Origin of the sequence: Butyricicoccus porcorum (genome assembly GCF_002157465.1) — a bacterium.
Classification (GTDB): Bacteria; Bacillota; Clostridia; order Oscillospirales; family Butyricicoccaceae; genus Butyricicoccus_A; species Butyricicoccus_A porcorum.
Map to the genome: position 1 here is coordinate 1 of NZ_NHOC01000002.1, position 13,326 is coordinate 13,326.

Consider the following 13,326-nt stretch of genomic DNA (forward strand, 5'->3'; position numbering starts at 1 on the left):
CGCAAGGGGAATGCCTTGGCACCAGGAGCCGATGAAGGACGTGACAAGCTGCGATAAGCTTGGGGGAGCTGCAAATAAGCATTGATCCAAGATTTCCGAATGGGGAAACCCGCATGAGAGAAGCTCATGCAGCTCATACTGAATCAAATAGGTATGAGTGGGGAACCGCCTGAACTGAAACATCTAAGTAGGGCGAGGAAGAGACATCAACAGAGATTCCGCTAGTAGTGGCGAGCGAACGCGGAAGAGGCCAAACCTGAGGTAGCAATATCTCAGGGGTTCGGACTGCAATATGTAGTGTGAAAGATAGCTGAACGCTTTGGGAAGAGCGGCGAAACAGGGTGACAGCCCCGTAAGCGACATCGGAAGCACGCTAGCAGTATCCAGAGTACCACAGGACACGAGGAACCCTGTGGGAAGACGGGTGGACCATCATCCAAGCCTAAATACTACCTGGTGACCGATAGCGAAGCAGTACCGTGAGGGAAAGGTGAAAAGGACCCCGGRAGGGGAGTGAAAGAGAACCTGAAACCTTGTGCCTACAAGCACCGAGAGCACGTTCATGTGTGATCGGGTACTTTTTGTAGAACGGTCCGGCGAGTTAATGTATGTAGCAAGGTTAAGTGACTGGAGTCACGGAGCCGCAGCGAGAGCGAGTCTGAACAGGGCGAATTAGTTACATGTATTAGACCCGAAACCGGGTGACCTATCCATGAGCAGGCTGAAGTTGCGGTAAGACGCAATGGAGGGCCGCACCCACGTCCGTTGAAAAGGCCGGGGATGACTTGTGGATAGCGGAGAAATTCTAATCGAACTCGGATATAGCTGGTTCTCCCCGAAATAGCTTTAGGGCTAGCGTTATGATAGATTACCGGAGGTAGAGCACTGAATGGGCTAGGGGCCGCGAGGTTACTGAACCCTATCAAACTTCGAATGCCGGATAATTGGTTCATGGCAGTCAGACCATGTGAGATAAGTCGCATGGTCAAAAGGGAAACAGCCCAGATCCGCAGCTAAGGTCCCAAATGAATACTAAGTGGAAAATGATGTGAAATTGCTAAGACAACCAGGATGTTGGCTTAGAAGCAGCCACTCATTCAAAGAGTGCGTAATAGCTCACTGGTCGAGTGATTTTGCGCAGAAAATTTAACGGGGCTAAGTATTCAACCGAAGCTCGGGCAATGTTTGAAACATTGGGTAGGGGAGCGTCGTATGCGGGGTGAAGCGTGATCGGAAGGACACGTGGACTTCATACGAGTGAGAATGCCGGAATAAGTAGCGAGAATTATGTGAGAATCATAATGGCCGAAAATCTAAGGTTTCTTGGGGAAGGTTCGTCCGCCCAAGGTTAGTCGGGAGCTAAGGCGAGGCCTAACGGCGTAGTCGATGCACATACGGTTGATATTCCGTAACCACCGAAGATGTTAAGCTGAGGGACACTTTCATTAAGTCTGACCCGGGCGATGGTTGCCCCGGGCGTAAGGGACCGAAATATAGTAGGGAAGCAGATGGCGTGAGAGGCGAGAAAAGCTCAGTGTATTGTCCAGGTGCCCGTACCGCAAACCGACACAGGTAGATGGGATGAGTATTCTAAGGCCAACGGGAGAATGGTTGTTAAGGAACTCGGCAAATTGGCCCCGTAACTTCGGAATAAGGGGCGCCTCTGAGAAGAGGCCGCAGTGAAAAGGCCCAAGCGACTGTTTAGCAAAAACACAGCTCTCTGCTAAATCGAAAGATGACGTATAGGGGGTGACGCCTGCCCGGTGCTGGAAGGTTAAGAGGAGATGTTAGAGCAATCGAAGCATTGAATTTAAGCCCCAGTAAACGGCGGCCGTAACTATAACGGTCCTAAGGTAGCGAAATTCCTTGTCAGGTAAGTTCTGACCCGCACGAATGGCGTAACGATTTGGGCACTGTCTCAACAGCCAGCCCGGCGAAATTGTAGTACCGGTGAAGATGCCGGTTTCCCGCAACTAGACGGAAAGACCCCATGGAGCTTCACTGTAGCTTGATATTGGATTTCGATATTTCATGTACAGGATAGGTGGGAGGCTTGGAAGCAAGTGCGCCAGCATTTGTGGAGCCAACCTTGGGATACCACTCTTGGAATATTGGAATTCTAACCTGCGGCCATGAATCTGGTCGGGGGACACTGTCAGGTGGGCAGTTTGACTGGGGCGGTCGCCTCCTAAAGAGTAACGGAGGCGCTCAAAGGTTCGTTCAGCACGGATGGAAATCGTGCAGTGAGTGTAAACGCAAAAACGAGCCTGACTGCGAGACTGACGGGTCGAGCAGGAACGAAAGTTGGAGTTAGTGATCCGGCGGTATGTGAATGGAAATGCCGTCGCTCAACGGATAAAAGCTACCCTGGGATAACAGGCTGATCTCCCCAAGAGTCCACATCGACGGGGAGGTTTGGCACCTCGATGTCGGCTCATCGCATCCTGGGGCTGAATTCGGTCCCAAGGGTTTGGCTGTTCGCCAATTAAAGCGGTACGCGAGCTGGGTTCAGAACGTCGTGAGACAGTTCGGTCCCTATCTGTTGCGGGCGTAGGAAATTTGAACGGAGCTGTCCTTAGTACGAGAGGACCGGGATGGACATACCTCTGGTGCACCAGTTGTTCTGCCAAGGGCATAGCTGGGTAGCTAAGTATGGACGAGATAAACGCTGAAGGCATCTAAGCGTGAAACTCCCCGTAAGATAAGATTTCCCATTCTTCGGAAGTAAGACCCCACGTAGACGATGTGGTTGATAGGTCAGGAGTGGAAGTACAGTAATGTATGCAGCGGACTGATACTAATAGGTCGAGGGCTTGACCTGAATTATGATTTGGGTAAACTCGGAAAAAGCTTCTGTCACGAGTATTGCTGTTCAGTTTTGAGGGCGCAGATAATGCAAAACTCAATAGTAGGTGTTTTTTGTGATGAGGGTACACCCGTTCCCATTCCGAACACGGTAGTTAAGCTCATTTACGCCGACAATACTTGGCTGGCGACGGCCCGGGAAGATAGGTCGATGCCTACATATTTGACCGGAACTGATTTCAGTTCCGGTTTTTTCTTGTTTGTTGACACGGATTGCCGTATCCTCTACAATAGAGAAAACAATGCATGTAAAGGAGGTATCCCGGTGTATTTCAGTGAACCGGAGTTATATGACGACGAGCAACGGATTGCTGTAGAAGACCATATTGAGACATATTTCGGTGAATTTGACTTTGTCTTTCACGAAACGGTGGAACAAGGCATTCGTGTCGATGTATATGTCATTGAGCCGAATGCGGAACGGGATTTCTATACGCTGGTGACAGTTGGTATGGGTGCACATGAGATGAATGTCCCTGTTGAGCCGGAATTCCGCAATAAATCCAGAGCAGAGCTGGTGCTCTGTGTTCCGTCAGATTGGGATATGGAAACAGGCGGCTGGGCTGTCCAGCTGCTGATGGAAACCGCACATTTTCCTGTAGAGGAAAATGCCTGGCTGGAGGCCGGACATTCCATTGAAATGGATGGGCCGGTTGATGAAACGGCAGCGTTTACCGGCGTTATCCTCACCAGCACCTATGTACAGGAACGTGAGGCGGACAGCTGCGTTCTGCCAGATGGCGATACCGTCTGTTTTTATCAGGTCATCCCGTTGTTTTATGAAGAAATTCGCACTTATTCATCGACGGATCTCGTGGATTTTGCGGAACAGTGCCTGAGCTATATTGGGTTTATCGCTGATCCGGAACGTGAAAATACCTGTATTACCGTGCAACAGGAATGTTCAGATATTCAAAAGCAGGTTTTTGCCAGCATAGAGCAGTGTATGGATGATGCGCAATGGCATTACAGCAAAATTGAGGAAAAAGCTCTTCCGCTCAATGAGGCCACCGGATACCAGCATCTGGCGATTTATCTGCGCTGGTGTATGGAGCATCAGCTGATGAGCGCGACATTTATGCAGGAATATGGAGACATTGCCGACTATGTGAGAGAACAGGGCAGTCGGCCTGACAACCGCTTGCTGTTGGAATGTGATTTGCGTCATTTCCTCCGGGAGGAATTTGACGGGATTCTGCATCCTGCGATGTTCAATCCGGAAGGACAGGCTTTTGCTGCGTGGTATTACGGCGAAGGGCAGACAGAACCATATTTCCCGGCGGATATCGACCTGTATGCCTGCGCCTATTTTGGAGAAGAACGATATCACAGCGAGGTATTCCAGGATGAAGCCTATCTGTTTCTTCCGTGGGAAGAGATGTATTATCAGAATATGGCAAGACTGATGGACAAACGGTTCCGTCAATGGAAGGCACAGAAATAAAAGAAAACAGTTATGAGGAGAGAAGACCGTATGAAACTATTATTTGAAACGAAATCTGAATACACCTATGACGAATACCTCAAGTTCAGTCGCACTGTACAGAACAAAGTTCAGCGCCTATGGCTGCTCCAGCTGGCGATGGTTGCGGCGTTTTTGGTGCTGGCATGGCTTGGCTGGAAGAAAGGCAGTACCGTAGAGGCTATCGCTGGAATCATTGTGGCAGTACTCATTCCGGTGATTTTTTATCTGGTCAACAGTTGGGTCATCAAGCGGCTGTATCAATCCAATCATGCGCTCCAGGGACAGGTTTCCACCTTCCGGTTTTACCGCGACCATTTTGAGCAGGACAATGCCCTTGGTCATACCAGCATTCCATATGACGAGCTCACGGAGATTGTGGAGACAAAGACCAATTTTTATCTGATGGTGGATAAAAATCAGGGTATGATTTTGATAAAAGAGAATTGTACGCCGGAGTTGACAGCTTTTGTACAAAATCTGAAAAAATAACGAATCCCGCACGGAATTGTGTTTACCGTGCGGGATTTTTGCATATTTCAGCGATTATTTGCTCATTTCCTTTGATTTTCTAACACAGGTGTCCACTGCGTCGATGACAGCAGCGCGCAGGCCGTTGCTTTCCAGCGCGGCGACCGCTTCAATCGTCGTGCCGCCGGGCGAGCAGACGTTATCCTTGAGCGCTCCCGGATGCATGCCGGTTTCCAGTACCATTTTCGCCGCGCCGAGCACCGACTGTGCTGCGAAAGTATAGGCCTGTGCACGCGGCATGCCGTGCAGGACGGCGGCATCTGCCATTGCTTCAATGAACAGGTACACATAGGCCGGAGATGAGCCGCTGACACCGGTGACAGCATCCATCAGCGTTTCCGGAACTTCTTCCGCACGGCCAAAGCTGTTCAGCATATCCATGACAATTTTTTTGTCGTCTGCGGTAATGTTTGTATTGAAGCAGACAGCAGACATTGCTTCGCCCACCAGTGCCGGTGTGTTCGGCATGACGCGGACGAGTTTGACCGGTCTTCCAAAGCGAGCTTCATTTGCGGCAATGGTCTGGCCTGCGGCAATCATAACCACAATGGCATCCGGTCTGACCATGTCCTTGATTTCGGCGATCACACGCTCATACAAATATGGCTTGACCGACAGGATGACTACATCAGACAGCTTTGCGGCGGTCTTGTTGTCTTTCAGGATGGTTTCAATGCCGAATTCTTCTTTCAGCAGGTCGAGCTTTTGGGCGGACGGATTGCTGGCGACCACACAGTCCGGCTTTGCCAGACCGGAGGTGACGATGCCGCCGATCATGGCCTTTGCCATGTTGCCGCTTCCGATAAATCCGTAGGTAATGCTCATTGCAGTTCCTCCTTTTTCTCTATGATGGTTTTTGCGATGATACGGCACAGATCGCGCGCCGCGTTTGGTTTTGCAATGCTGCGGATGCTCTCTTTGATGCGTTCCAGTCGGCCGGGATTGCGGAACAGCAGGAACAGTGCATCCTCAATTTGGAAGGTCTTGGTGATATAAATCGCTGCGCCGTTTGCCTGTAGAAATTCGACATTACGGTCTTCCACACCCGGCAGTGGGTCAATCATCAGCATAGGCAGCGTCTTTGCCAGCGATTCACAGGTTGTAATGCCGCCCGGCTTGCTCAGCAGGCAGTCGCAGGCGTCCATAATTTCATCCACATTGGTGACAAAGCCATAGACAGTCATCGGCTTCTGTGTCTCCATCTTGGAAATTTTCTGATGCAGCTTTTCATTTTTTCCGCAGATGACGACGATTTGCAAATCGAGCGGGGTTTCATCGATGGCTTTGACGTCTTCTTCAATGTTGCCGAACCCCATGCCGCCGCTCATGACGAGCACAGCCGGGCGGGTTTCGTCCAGACCGAGCTTGCGCCGCATGGCCTGCTGATCCTGCTTCTGAGCAAACTGTTCATGAATCGGGATACCAAACGGCAGGACACGGTCAAAATCAATGCCGCGGCGTGTGAACTGCGGCTCGAGATATTCACTCGGCGCAACAATATATTCAAAGTTCTCAACGTCACACCAGTAATTCTGTACGGTGAAATCCGTGATGATGCCAAAGCACGGGCAGGTGACCGCGCCGCGCTCTTTGAGCAGGTCGACAACCTGTGCGGCAAATACCATGGTGCAGACAATACAGTCGGGCGCATAGTCATGGATGGCATGGCGCAGTTCAGATGCCATAAATTCGTTGGTGAGCCGGGCGGGCGTGTATTCATTGAATTCACGTTCGCTCTGTATGTCGATGATGCCGGACGCCATGCCATGAAATTTGGATAGCGTTTTCATCGAGAGAAAATAACCGCTCGCTGTGGCTTTTTTCAGGTTCGGGCTGATATATTCGTACATATCCAGAATTTTGCATTCGGATTCCGGAAACATCCGGAGAAAGCAGTCAGACACAGCGCCGGCAACCGCATTGTGCCCGTTGCCGAGTGGAGCTGTCACAATCAGTAATTTCATGAAATCCATTCCTCCTGTGATCCTTTACCATTTTAGTATAAAGCAACTGGAGGAAAAAGCAAGCGAAGGCGGGGGAAGTTTGCAGAATAGAAACAAAATCCCCTCCTGTATCCGGTGCAGACCGGACAGAGAGGGGATTGCACTTATAAAAAGGGCCGCATGGTTTCTTCCATGTTCTGACAGGTCATCAGACCGGACATGACGCAGGCGCCTGCCGCGCCGGTTTTCCGCACGGCGGGATAGCGGGCCGCTGTAATGCCGCCGATGCCGAAGACCGGCAGACTGGTCGCTTGACAGACATTGCGCAGGAAGGACAGGCCGCGCGGTGGCACCCCTGCCTTGCAGTCGGTCGGGAATACATGACCTGCCTGCACATAGGTTGCGGGTGTGCCTGCCAGCTGTGCGGCTTCTTCCGGCGAATGCAGCGACACGCCGACGCGCGTGAAATCCTCCAGCTCGTCTTTGTACTGCATCAGCAGGTGGAACGGCAGATGGACGCCGCCGCAGCCGATGCGCCGCGCCACTTCGATGTGTGTGTTGACATTCAGCGGGACATGATAGCGTTTGCAGATGGCGAGACAGTCGCGCGCCAGCGCTTCATATTCGCTCTCAGACAGGTCTTTTTCGCGCAGGACAATGGCATATGGGTGCTGCGCTGCAATGCGCTCCAGCCGTGCCGAAAAATCATCGGGGCACAGCAGCCGATGCGTCACACAAATCAGCATCAGCCAACATACATGTAGTCGGAGAATACCGGCTGAAGACCCTGGTCGAGAATTGCCTGACGAACTTCATCGACATTGCGGCCGTCATCGATGATGAACTGCGGATCGCCCTTGGATTCGCCTTCGTCGATGTGCTCGCCGATGCCGGTGGAGACACCTGCGGAAATTTTGGTTGCGGCAATGTTGATGATGCCGTTGCGGAAGCCCGCGCGCTCACGCGTGGAAATCGTGATGCTGGCAAACGGCATAAACAGGCGATAGGCACAGACAATCTGTGTCAGCTGGGTCTCGTGTACATCCTTCGGGTTGATCTTGTCGTTGTTAATAATCGGACGCAGGCGCGGGCAGGAGAATGCGATTTCCGCATGCGGATATTTTTTCTGGATCAGATAGGCATGCATGCCGGTCGCAAAGGCATCCTTGCGGAAGTCATCCAGACCGAGCAGCGCGGCAAAACCGACACCGCGCATGCCGCCCATCAGTGCGCGCTCCTGTGCGTTCAGACGGTACGGGAAAATGCGCTTGTGACCGCCCAGATGCAGCGTTTCATATTTGTCCGGGTTGTAGGTTTCCTGAAAGACAGTGACATAGTCGACGCCGCATTCATGCAGATAGCGGTATTCATCCGAGTTGAGCGGATAGATTTCGACACCGATGACAGTGAAATACTTGCGGGCAATTTTACATGCTTCGCCGATGTAGTCCACCGGGGACATGGAGCGGCTCTCGCCGGTCAGAATGAGGATTTCCTTCAGACCGGACTTGGCGATGGCAGACATTTCCTTGTCCACCTCCTCCATGTTCAGCTTGCCGCGGCGGATCTTGTTGTGGCAGTTAAAGCCGCAGTAGATGCAGTAGTTTTCACAGTAGTTGGCAATGTAGCACGGGGTAAACATCATGACAGAATTGCCAAAATGCTTGCGGGTTTCCTGTTGGGCGCGTTTTGCCATCTGCTCGACATATGGCTGTGCCGCAGGAGAAAGCAGTGCAGCGAAGTCCTCCGGCGCCAGCACATCCTTTGACAGGGCACGGATGACGTCCGCGGCAGTGTATTTTGTTTCGTCATAGCTTTCGCGCGCATCCAGAACCTGATCGATGATATTGCCGGGGACAATTTCCATGCCCGGCTGGTATTCCATATGGTTGGTTTCGCGTGTGATATATTTTGCGTTGATGATTTCACTCATGATGCTGTCCTCCTTAGTCCGCGAGGAAGCCGGTCAGCGGGGAAGAAGCGGATGCCTTTTCCAGAATACGGCCCATACCGGACAGGTAAGCGGTACGGCCAGCCTCGATGGCCTGCTTGAAGGCGCCAGCCATCGCCGGAATATCGCCTGCGGTTGCAATCGCCGTGTTGGACATGACAGCGGCACAGCCCATTTCCATTGCCTCACATGCCTGGCTCGGCTTGCCGATGCCCGCGTCAACGATGACCGGCAGGTCAATTTCATCGACGAGAATCTGGATAAATTCCTTGGTAACAAGCCCCTTGTTCGTGCCAATCGGCGCACCGAGCGGCATGACAGCGGCGGCACCGGCATTGACGAGGTCGCGCGCTGCGTTCAGATCTGGATACATGTACGGCAGGACGACAAAGCCTTCCTTGGCGAGGATTTCTGTCGCCTTGATGGTCTCATAGTTGTCCGGGAGCAGGTACTTGGACTCATGGATGCATTCAATCTTGATGAAATCACCGCAGCCGACCTCACGGGCGAGGCGTGCGATGCGGACAGCTTCTTCGGCGTTGCGCGCACCGGAGGTGTTCGGCAGCAATGTGACGCCCTCCGGGATGTAGTCGAGGATGTTGTCGATGCTGCCGAGGGTGGCACGGCGCAGGGCAAGCGTGACGATCTGTGCGCCTGCATATTCGACAGCTGCCTTGATGAGGTCGAGCGAGTATTTGCCGGAACCGAGGATAAAGCGGGAGGTAAATTCATGTCCGCCGAGGGTAAATGTATCAGCCATTGGTGTCAGTCTCCTTTGAAAGATGTTTTTGATAAAGATAGGTAGGGGCGTCACGGCTGCCCGATCCCGAGCAGCAGGCGAAGAGCCATATTTGCCTGATGACCGGCGCAGACCGAGACGCGCGGCGCCATCAGGCCGACGCCGTTTGCCGCGGCAGTTTCGCCATCGCCGCAGACATACAGGCGTGACATTCGTTTTCTGGTCAGAATTTCGTTGGAAGAGCCATAGCCTGCCATACCGGAACCCGCGACAATGCGGATCGTGTCCGAGCTGCTGAGCAGCGCGGAGACCAGTTCCGCCTTACAGACGGGGTTGTCGAATGCCTCACAGACCACATCACAGCCGCCAAAGATGTCCGCCGCATTGTCCTCTGTGATGCGAACCGTGTGCGTTTCTACTTCGATAAACGGGTTGATCTGGCGGATGATGTCCGCTGTCGCGTCGGTTTTGTGCATCCCGAGGTGCGAGACATAATAGTTCTGGCGGTTGAGATTGCTCGGTTCGACAACGTCGAAATCCGCGAGGATCAGATGCCCGACGCCGGTGCGCGCGAGCATGGCAGCGATGTTGGAGCCGAGCCCGCCGAGGCCGGCGATGCCGACACAGGCGCGCTTGACCGTTTCATGCACGTGTGGGGAGTGCCGCGCTGCCATCATGTGCTCGAGCACCTCCTGCGGCGGCAGGACGCCCTTTTCAATCAGTGTGATGCTGTCGCCGTCCTCGAGGAGGACATCTTCGTTTGTCTGAAAGCCGTTGCGGATGACCACGGATGCGGACGGCATCAGCGCATGTGAGGTCTGTTGCAAGCGTGCGCCGTCTTCCAGCACCAGCGGCTTTCCGTTACAGGTGATGGTCATGTCAGCCACCGCCCACGAAGCAGACAATTTCTACTGTATCCGCATCGTGCAGTGCGAACGTATCATATTGCGCCTTGGGCACGATTTCGCCGTTGACTTCGACGGCAATGCGCGTGAGCGGATAGCCCTGCTGTTCGAGCAGCGCGCAGATGGTCATGCCCTCTTCTGCCGGGACAGATTTGCCGTTCACCTTCATGCAGCATTCCTCCTTGTGTGCTGAAAATAAAATACAAAAGAAAAAGACCACCGGCACCCGGAAGCCGTGGTCTCATATCGTTCAAAACTGTGAATACCTCGAAACTCCCTACGTCGGTACTAACCAGACAGGTTCAATGAGTAAGGAGGCAGTTACTCCACTCTCAGCCGCTTGCCGCGGATCCCCAGTTCAAGAACAAGTGTTCAGTTGTCTTTCGGGTGTATTATACGGCGAATCCGGCGAAATGTCAATGATTTTTTATGTGGCTCTGTGTGACATTGACGAACGGCGGGCTGCATGTTACACTGAAATTATGAAAAAACCGCTGAACCACCCGGCGGGCACAGAGGAGAGAGAACGATGCAATATACGATTCAGAATGAAGTTTTCACGGTTGTCATTGACAGCAAGGGCGCGGAGCTCAGCTCCATGAAATCCAGAGCCTCCGGCACGGAATATGTCTGGCAGGCAGACCCGTCGATCTGGGCACGCCATGCGCCGATCCTGTTTCCGATTGTCGGCCGCCTGAAGGACAAGACGTATACTGTCGGAGGGAAAGAATATACCATCACACAGCACGGCTTTGGCCGCGATCTGGAATTTGCCTGCACGGCGCAGACGGAAACCAGCATCGACTTCACCCTTCTGCCGATTGATTACACCCGTGCGATGTATCCGTTTGATTTTGCGCTGACCGTGCGCTATACGCTGGACGGCGCGACGCTCAAAAAGGAACATATCACGAAGAACAACGGCGATACCGACATGTATTACGAGGTCGGCGGACATGATGCGTACAATGTCGCACTGGAGGACGGCGAGACGATGGCGGATTATTATGTCGATTTTGGTGACGGGGACGCCGTGCACCCGCTCATCAACAACGAAGCGCTGATGATTACGAAGGAAAAACGTGACGTGCCGCTCACCGACGGAAAGTTGTACCTGACCGATGAGCTGTTTGCGCTGGATGCGCTCATTCTGGACGACGTGCAGACGCGGTCGGTCTGTGTAAAAAGCGACAAATCCGCACACTGCATCCGCATGGATTTCGAGGATTTCCCGTATCTCGGCATCTGGAGCAAGTACACGGGCAAGCCAACCAATTATGTCTGCATTGAGCCGTGGAGCACGCTGCCGGATACGGCCTATCTTGACCACGCGCTGGAAAACAAAATTGGCGTGCGCTGCCTGAAGCCGGGCGAGAGCGAGACGCTGACCTTCTCCACAACCATTACGGAATAACGCGATTGGGCGAAAAAAAGCCGGAGGGCGGGGGCCGTCCTCCGGCAGCGCTGCCATTAAGCCCGGTACATCGCGGAAACGCGTGCGTGTGCCAGCACATGCCCGCGCATGGCGCGCAGCATTTCGTTGAGGTAAAAGCCCTCTGTGAGATCCAGCGTGCAGTCGAGCGCGTATACCGTCAGGGTGTATTCGTGGTCGGCGTCCGGGGGTGCCATGCCGCCGTAGCAGGAGGCTTCGGCGCGCGTCTCGTCGCCCGCTGCGCTGTGGAAACTTGTCGAGCCCTGAATAAAGTCAGGACTGTTCCGGCTGGCATCCTCCGCGACCTCCGCCTGTGTCAGGTTGCACAGCGTCCAGTGAATCCAGTTGAATCCACAGACCGGGATGGCGTCCTTGTCGTCGAGAACGACGGCAAAACTAACTGTGCCTGCCGGCGCGTCCGAGATGGAAAACGGAACGGAGCGGACATTTTTTCCCTTCGCGGAGAGATCACTGCCGAATTTTCCGAACCGGTCGGCCCAGAAGCCGTTTTCGATGCCTGTACTTGTCACTTTCATGGTTTCAAACCTCCTGTCAGAGCTGATCTGTCCCCATTATACACCGAAATGCATGCGGCGCAAAGACAAAGCGTCAAACATTTCATGGACAAACGGGAAAAATGCTTGTAATTTGCAGGTTGATTGTATATAATTGACTTATTGTGAATTCGACAGGAGGTGTAAAGTCGAAATGATTCCATTTGCACTGGATACACAGATGCCGGGTGCGGAGACCTATCTTTCGTTCGTCCCGCTGATTCTGATTTTTGTACTGTTCTACTTCATGCTGATCCGTCCGCAGAAGAAGCGCGACAAGCAGGACAAGGAAATGCGCGATTCGATCATTGTCGGTGACCGCATCTGCACAATCGGTGGCATCATCGGCAAGGTCGTATCGGTACGTGACGACGAAATTGTCATCGAGACCAGCGGCAACCGCATGAAGTTCTATAAGTGGGCGATTCGCTCCAAGATTGAAAAGGACTCTGATGCGTCCGAGGAAAAATAATCCGTATGATTTTCCGGCGTCCCGCGTAACGTATTCGTGAGAACGAATGCGGGAGGGATTTTTGGATGAATCGTGCGGAATCGACAGACGGCAGGGCGGCGGTATACTGGGCAGCTCCCATGCTGCTCGGCCTGCTGCTGGTGTTCGGCGGCACGCTGGGCGGCGCGGCTCTGCTTTCGACCGGTACGCTCGGCCAGCAGCTTGCACCGCTGGCGGCGTATGTGCCGCTGGCAGCCGGCAGCTTTGCAGCGTCCTTCTGGGGCGCGCGGCGGGCGCCGGCGCATAAGCTGCCGATGGGGCTGCTCATCGGCGTGCTGCTGCTGGGCTGTCTGTTCCTGCTGGGGCTGACGCTGCGCGATGCGGCGTTTGCCGCTCCGGCCGCCGGACTGACCTCCGGCATCACATTGGTCGCTTCGCTGCCGGGTGCATTTGCCGGCGCGGCGGCAAAAAAGAAAAAAAGGCGCAAATAGTA

At 53.4% G+C, this 13,326-nt stretch carries 13 protein-coding genes, 2 rRNA genes and 1 riboswitch; of the genes, 7 read left to right on the forward strand and 8 right to left on the reverse strand.

Going from position 1 to position 13,326, the window contains the following annotated elements:
• From CBW42_RS01380 to CBW42_RS01395, 4 genes are all read left to right on the forward strand, one after another.
• Positions 1-2,821: ribosomal RNA gene (locus tag CBW42_RS01380) — 23S ribosomal RNA — on the forward strand; the annotation flags it as partial.
• Positions 2,822-2,908: 87 nt separating this feature from the next.
• A 5S ribosomal RNA gene (gene rrf / locus CBW42_RS01385) occupies positions 2,909-3,025 on the forward strand.
• 105 nt (positions 3,026-3,130) lie between these two features.
• On the forward strand, positions 3,131-4,309 hold the full coding sequence (locus CBW42_RS01390; protein WP_165761004.1) for a suppressor of fused domain protein: 1,179 nt from the start codon (positions 3,131-3,133) through the stop codon (positions 4,307-4,309).
• 30 nt (positions 4,310-4,339) lie between these two features.
• Entirely contained in the window at positions 4,340-4,819 is a 480-nt protein-coding gene (locus CBW42_RS01395; protein WP_165761005.1) for a YcxB family protein, read from the forward strand.
• Positions 4,820-4,873: 54 nt separating this feature from the next.
• On the opposite strand, the gene proC is transcribed toward CBW42_RS01395, so the two are convergent.
• The 7 genes from proC to thiS all read right to left on the reverse strand — a co-directional run bounded on the left by proC (position 4,874) and on the right by thiS (position 10,565).
• Complete coding sequence (proC, locus tag CBW42_RS01400) at positions 4,874-5,683, reverse strand: pyrroline-5-carboxylate reductase (RefSeq protein WP_087017012.1); 810 nt, start codon at positions 5,681-5,683, stop codon at positions 4,874-4,876.
• A complete protein-coding gene (locus tag CBW42_RS01405) occupies positions 5,680-6,822 on the reverse strand; it encodes an MGDG synthase family glycosyltransferase (protein WP_165761006.1) in 1,143 nt (380 codons plus the stop codon). Before CBW42_RS01405 ends, proC begins: the two co-directional genes overlap by 4 nt.
• 143 nt (positions 6,823-6,965) lie before the next feature.
• Positions 6,966-7,535, reverse strand: coding sequence for a thiamine phosphate synthase (locus tag CBW42_RS01410; protein WP_242969758.1), 570 nt, complete (start codon positions 7,533-7,535; stop codon positions 6,966-6,968).
• An 11-nt stretch (positions 7,536-7,546) separates the two neighbouring features.
• Complete coding sequence (gene thiH, locus CBW42_RS01415) at positions 7,547-8,734, reverse strand: 2-iminoacetate synthase ThiH (protein ID WP_087017018.1); 1,188 nt, start codon at positions 8,732-8,734, stop codon at positions 7,547-7,549.
• 13 nt (positions 8,735-8,747) lie between these two features.
• Entirely contained in the window at positions 8,748-9,512 is a 765-nt protein-coding gene (locus tag CBW42_RS01420; protein WP_087017020.1) for a thiazole synthase, read from the reverse strand.
• Positions 9,513-9,562: 50 nt separating this feature from the next.
• Entirely contained in the window at positions 9,563-10,369 is an 807-nt protein-coding gene (gene thiF / locus CBW42_RS01425) for a sulfur carrier protein ThiS adenylyltransferase ThiF (RefSeq protein ID WP_087017022.1), read from the reverse strand.
• 1 nt (position 10,370) lies between these two features.
• On the reverse strand, positions 10,371-10,565 hold the full coding sequence (gene thiS, locus CBW42_RS01430) for a sulfur carrier protein ThiS (RefSeq protein WP_087017024.1): 195 nt from the start codon (positions 10,563-10,565) through the stop codon (positions 10,371-10,373).
• 88 nt (positions 10,566-10,653) lie between these two features.
• A riboswitch (TPP riboswitch) is annotated at positions 10,654-10,762 on the reverse strand.
• 163 nt (positions 10,763-10,925) lie between these two features.
• Here thiS and CBW42_RS01435 point away from each other — a divergent pair.
• Complete coding sequence (locus tag CBW42_RS01435; protein ID WP_087017026.1) at positions 10,926-11,810, forward strand: aldose 1-epimerase family protein; 885 nt, start codon at positions 10,926-10,928, stop codon at positions 11,808-11,810.
• A gap of 56 nt (positions 11,811-11,866) precedes the next feature.
• Here the strand turns inward: CBW42_RS01435 and CBW42_RS01440 are convergent, their stop codons facing one another.
• Positions 11,867-12,364, reverse strand: a complete 498-nt coding sequence (locus CBW42_RS01440; RefSeq protein ID WP_087017028.1) for a YbhB/YbcL family Raf kinase inhibitor-like protein — start codon at positions 12,362-12,364, stop codon at positions 11,867-11,869.
• A 172-nt stretch (positions 12,365-12,536) separates the two neighbouring features.
• Between CBW42_RS01440 and yajC the strand changes: the two genes are divergently transcribed.
• The gene (gene yajC / locus CBW42_RS01445; RefSeq protein ID WP_407922947.1) at positions 12,537-12,854 is read left to right on the forward strand and encodes a preprotein translocase subunit YajC; all 318 of its coding nucleotides are present in this window, start codon (positions 12,537-12,539) and stop codon (positions 12,852-12,854) included.
• Positions 12,855-12,919: 65 nt separating this feature from the next.
• Positions 12,920-13,324, forward strand: a complete 405-nt coding sequence (locus CBW42_RS01450; protein ID WP_087017030.1) for a DUF3792 family protein — start codon at positions 12,920-12,922, stop codon at positions 13,322-13,324.
• The last annotated feature ends 2 nt before the right edge of the window (positions 13,325-13,326 follow it).

Excerpts from the sequence above, each read along its gene's own strand:
- CBW42_RS01405 (WP_165761006.1), bottom strand. The coding sequence starts at position 6,822 with ATGAAATTACTGATTGTGACAGCTCCACTCGGCAACGGGCACAATGCG.
- CBW42_RS01435 (WP_087017026.1), top strand. The coding sequence starts at position 10,926 with ATGCAATATACGATTCAGAATGAAGTTTTCACGGTTGTCATTGACAGC.
- thiS (WP_087017024.1), bottom strand. The coding sequence starts at position 10,565 with ATGAAGGTGAACGGCAAATCTGTCCCGGCAGAAGAGGGCATGACCATC.
- thiH (WP_087017018.1), bottom strand. The coding sequence starts at position 8,734 with ATGAGTGAAATCATCAACGCAAAATATATCACACGCGAAACCAACCAT.
- CBW42_RS01450 (WP_087017030.1), top strand. The coding sequence starts at position 12,920 with ATGAATCGTGCGGAATCGACAGACGGCAGGGCGGCGGTATACTGGGCA.
- proC (WP_087017012.1), bottom strand. The coding sequence starts at position 5,683 with ATGAGCATTACCTACGGATTTATCGGAAGCGGCAACATGGCAAAGGCC.
- yajC (WP_407922947.1), top strand. The coding sequence starts at position 12,537 with ATGATTCCATTTGCACTGGATACACAGATGCCGGGTGCGGAGACCTAT.
- CBW42_RS01395 (WP_165761005.1), top strand. The coding sequence starts at position 4,340 with ATGAAACTATTATTTGAAACGAAATCTGAATACACCTATGACGAATAC.
- thiF (WP_087017022.1), bottom strand. The coding sequence starts at position 10,369 with ATGACCATCACCTGTAACGGAAAGCCGCTGGTGCTGGAAGACGGCGCA.
- CBW42_RS01440 (WP_087017028.1), bottom strand. The coding sequence starts at position 12,364 with ATGAAAGTGACAAGTACAGGCATCGAAAACGGCTTCTGGGCCGACCGG.
- CBW42_RS01420 (WP_087017020.1), bottom strand. The coding sequence starts at position 9,512 with ATGGCTGATACATTTACCCTCGGCGGACATGAATTTACCTCCCGCTTT.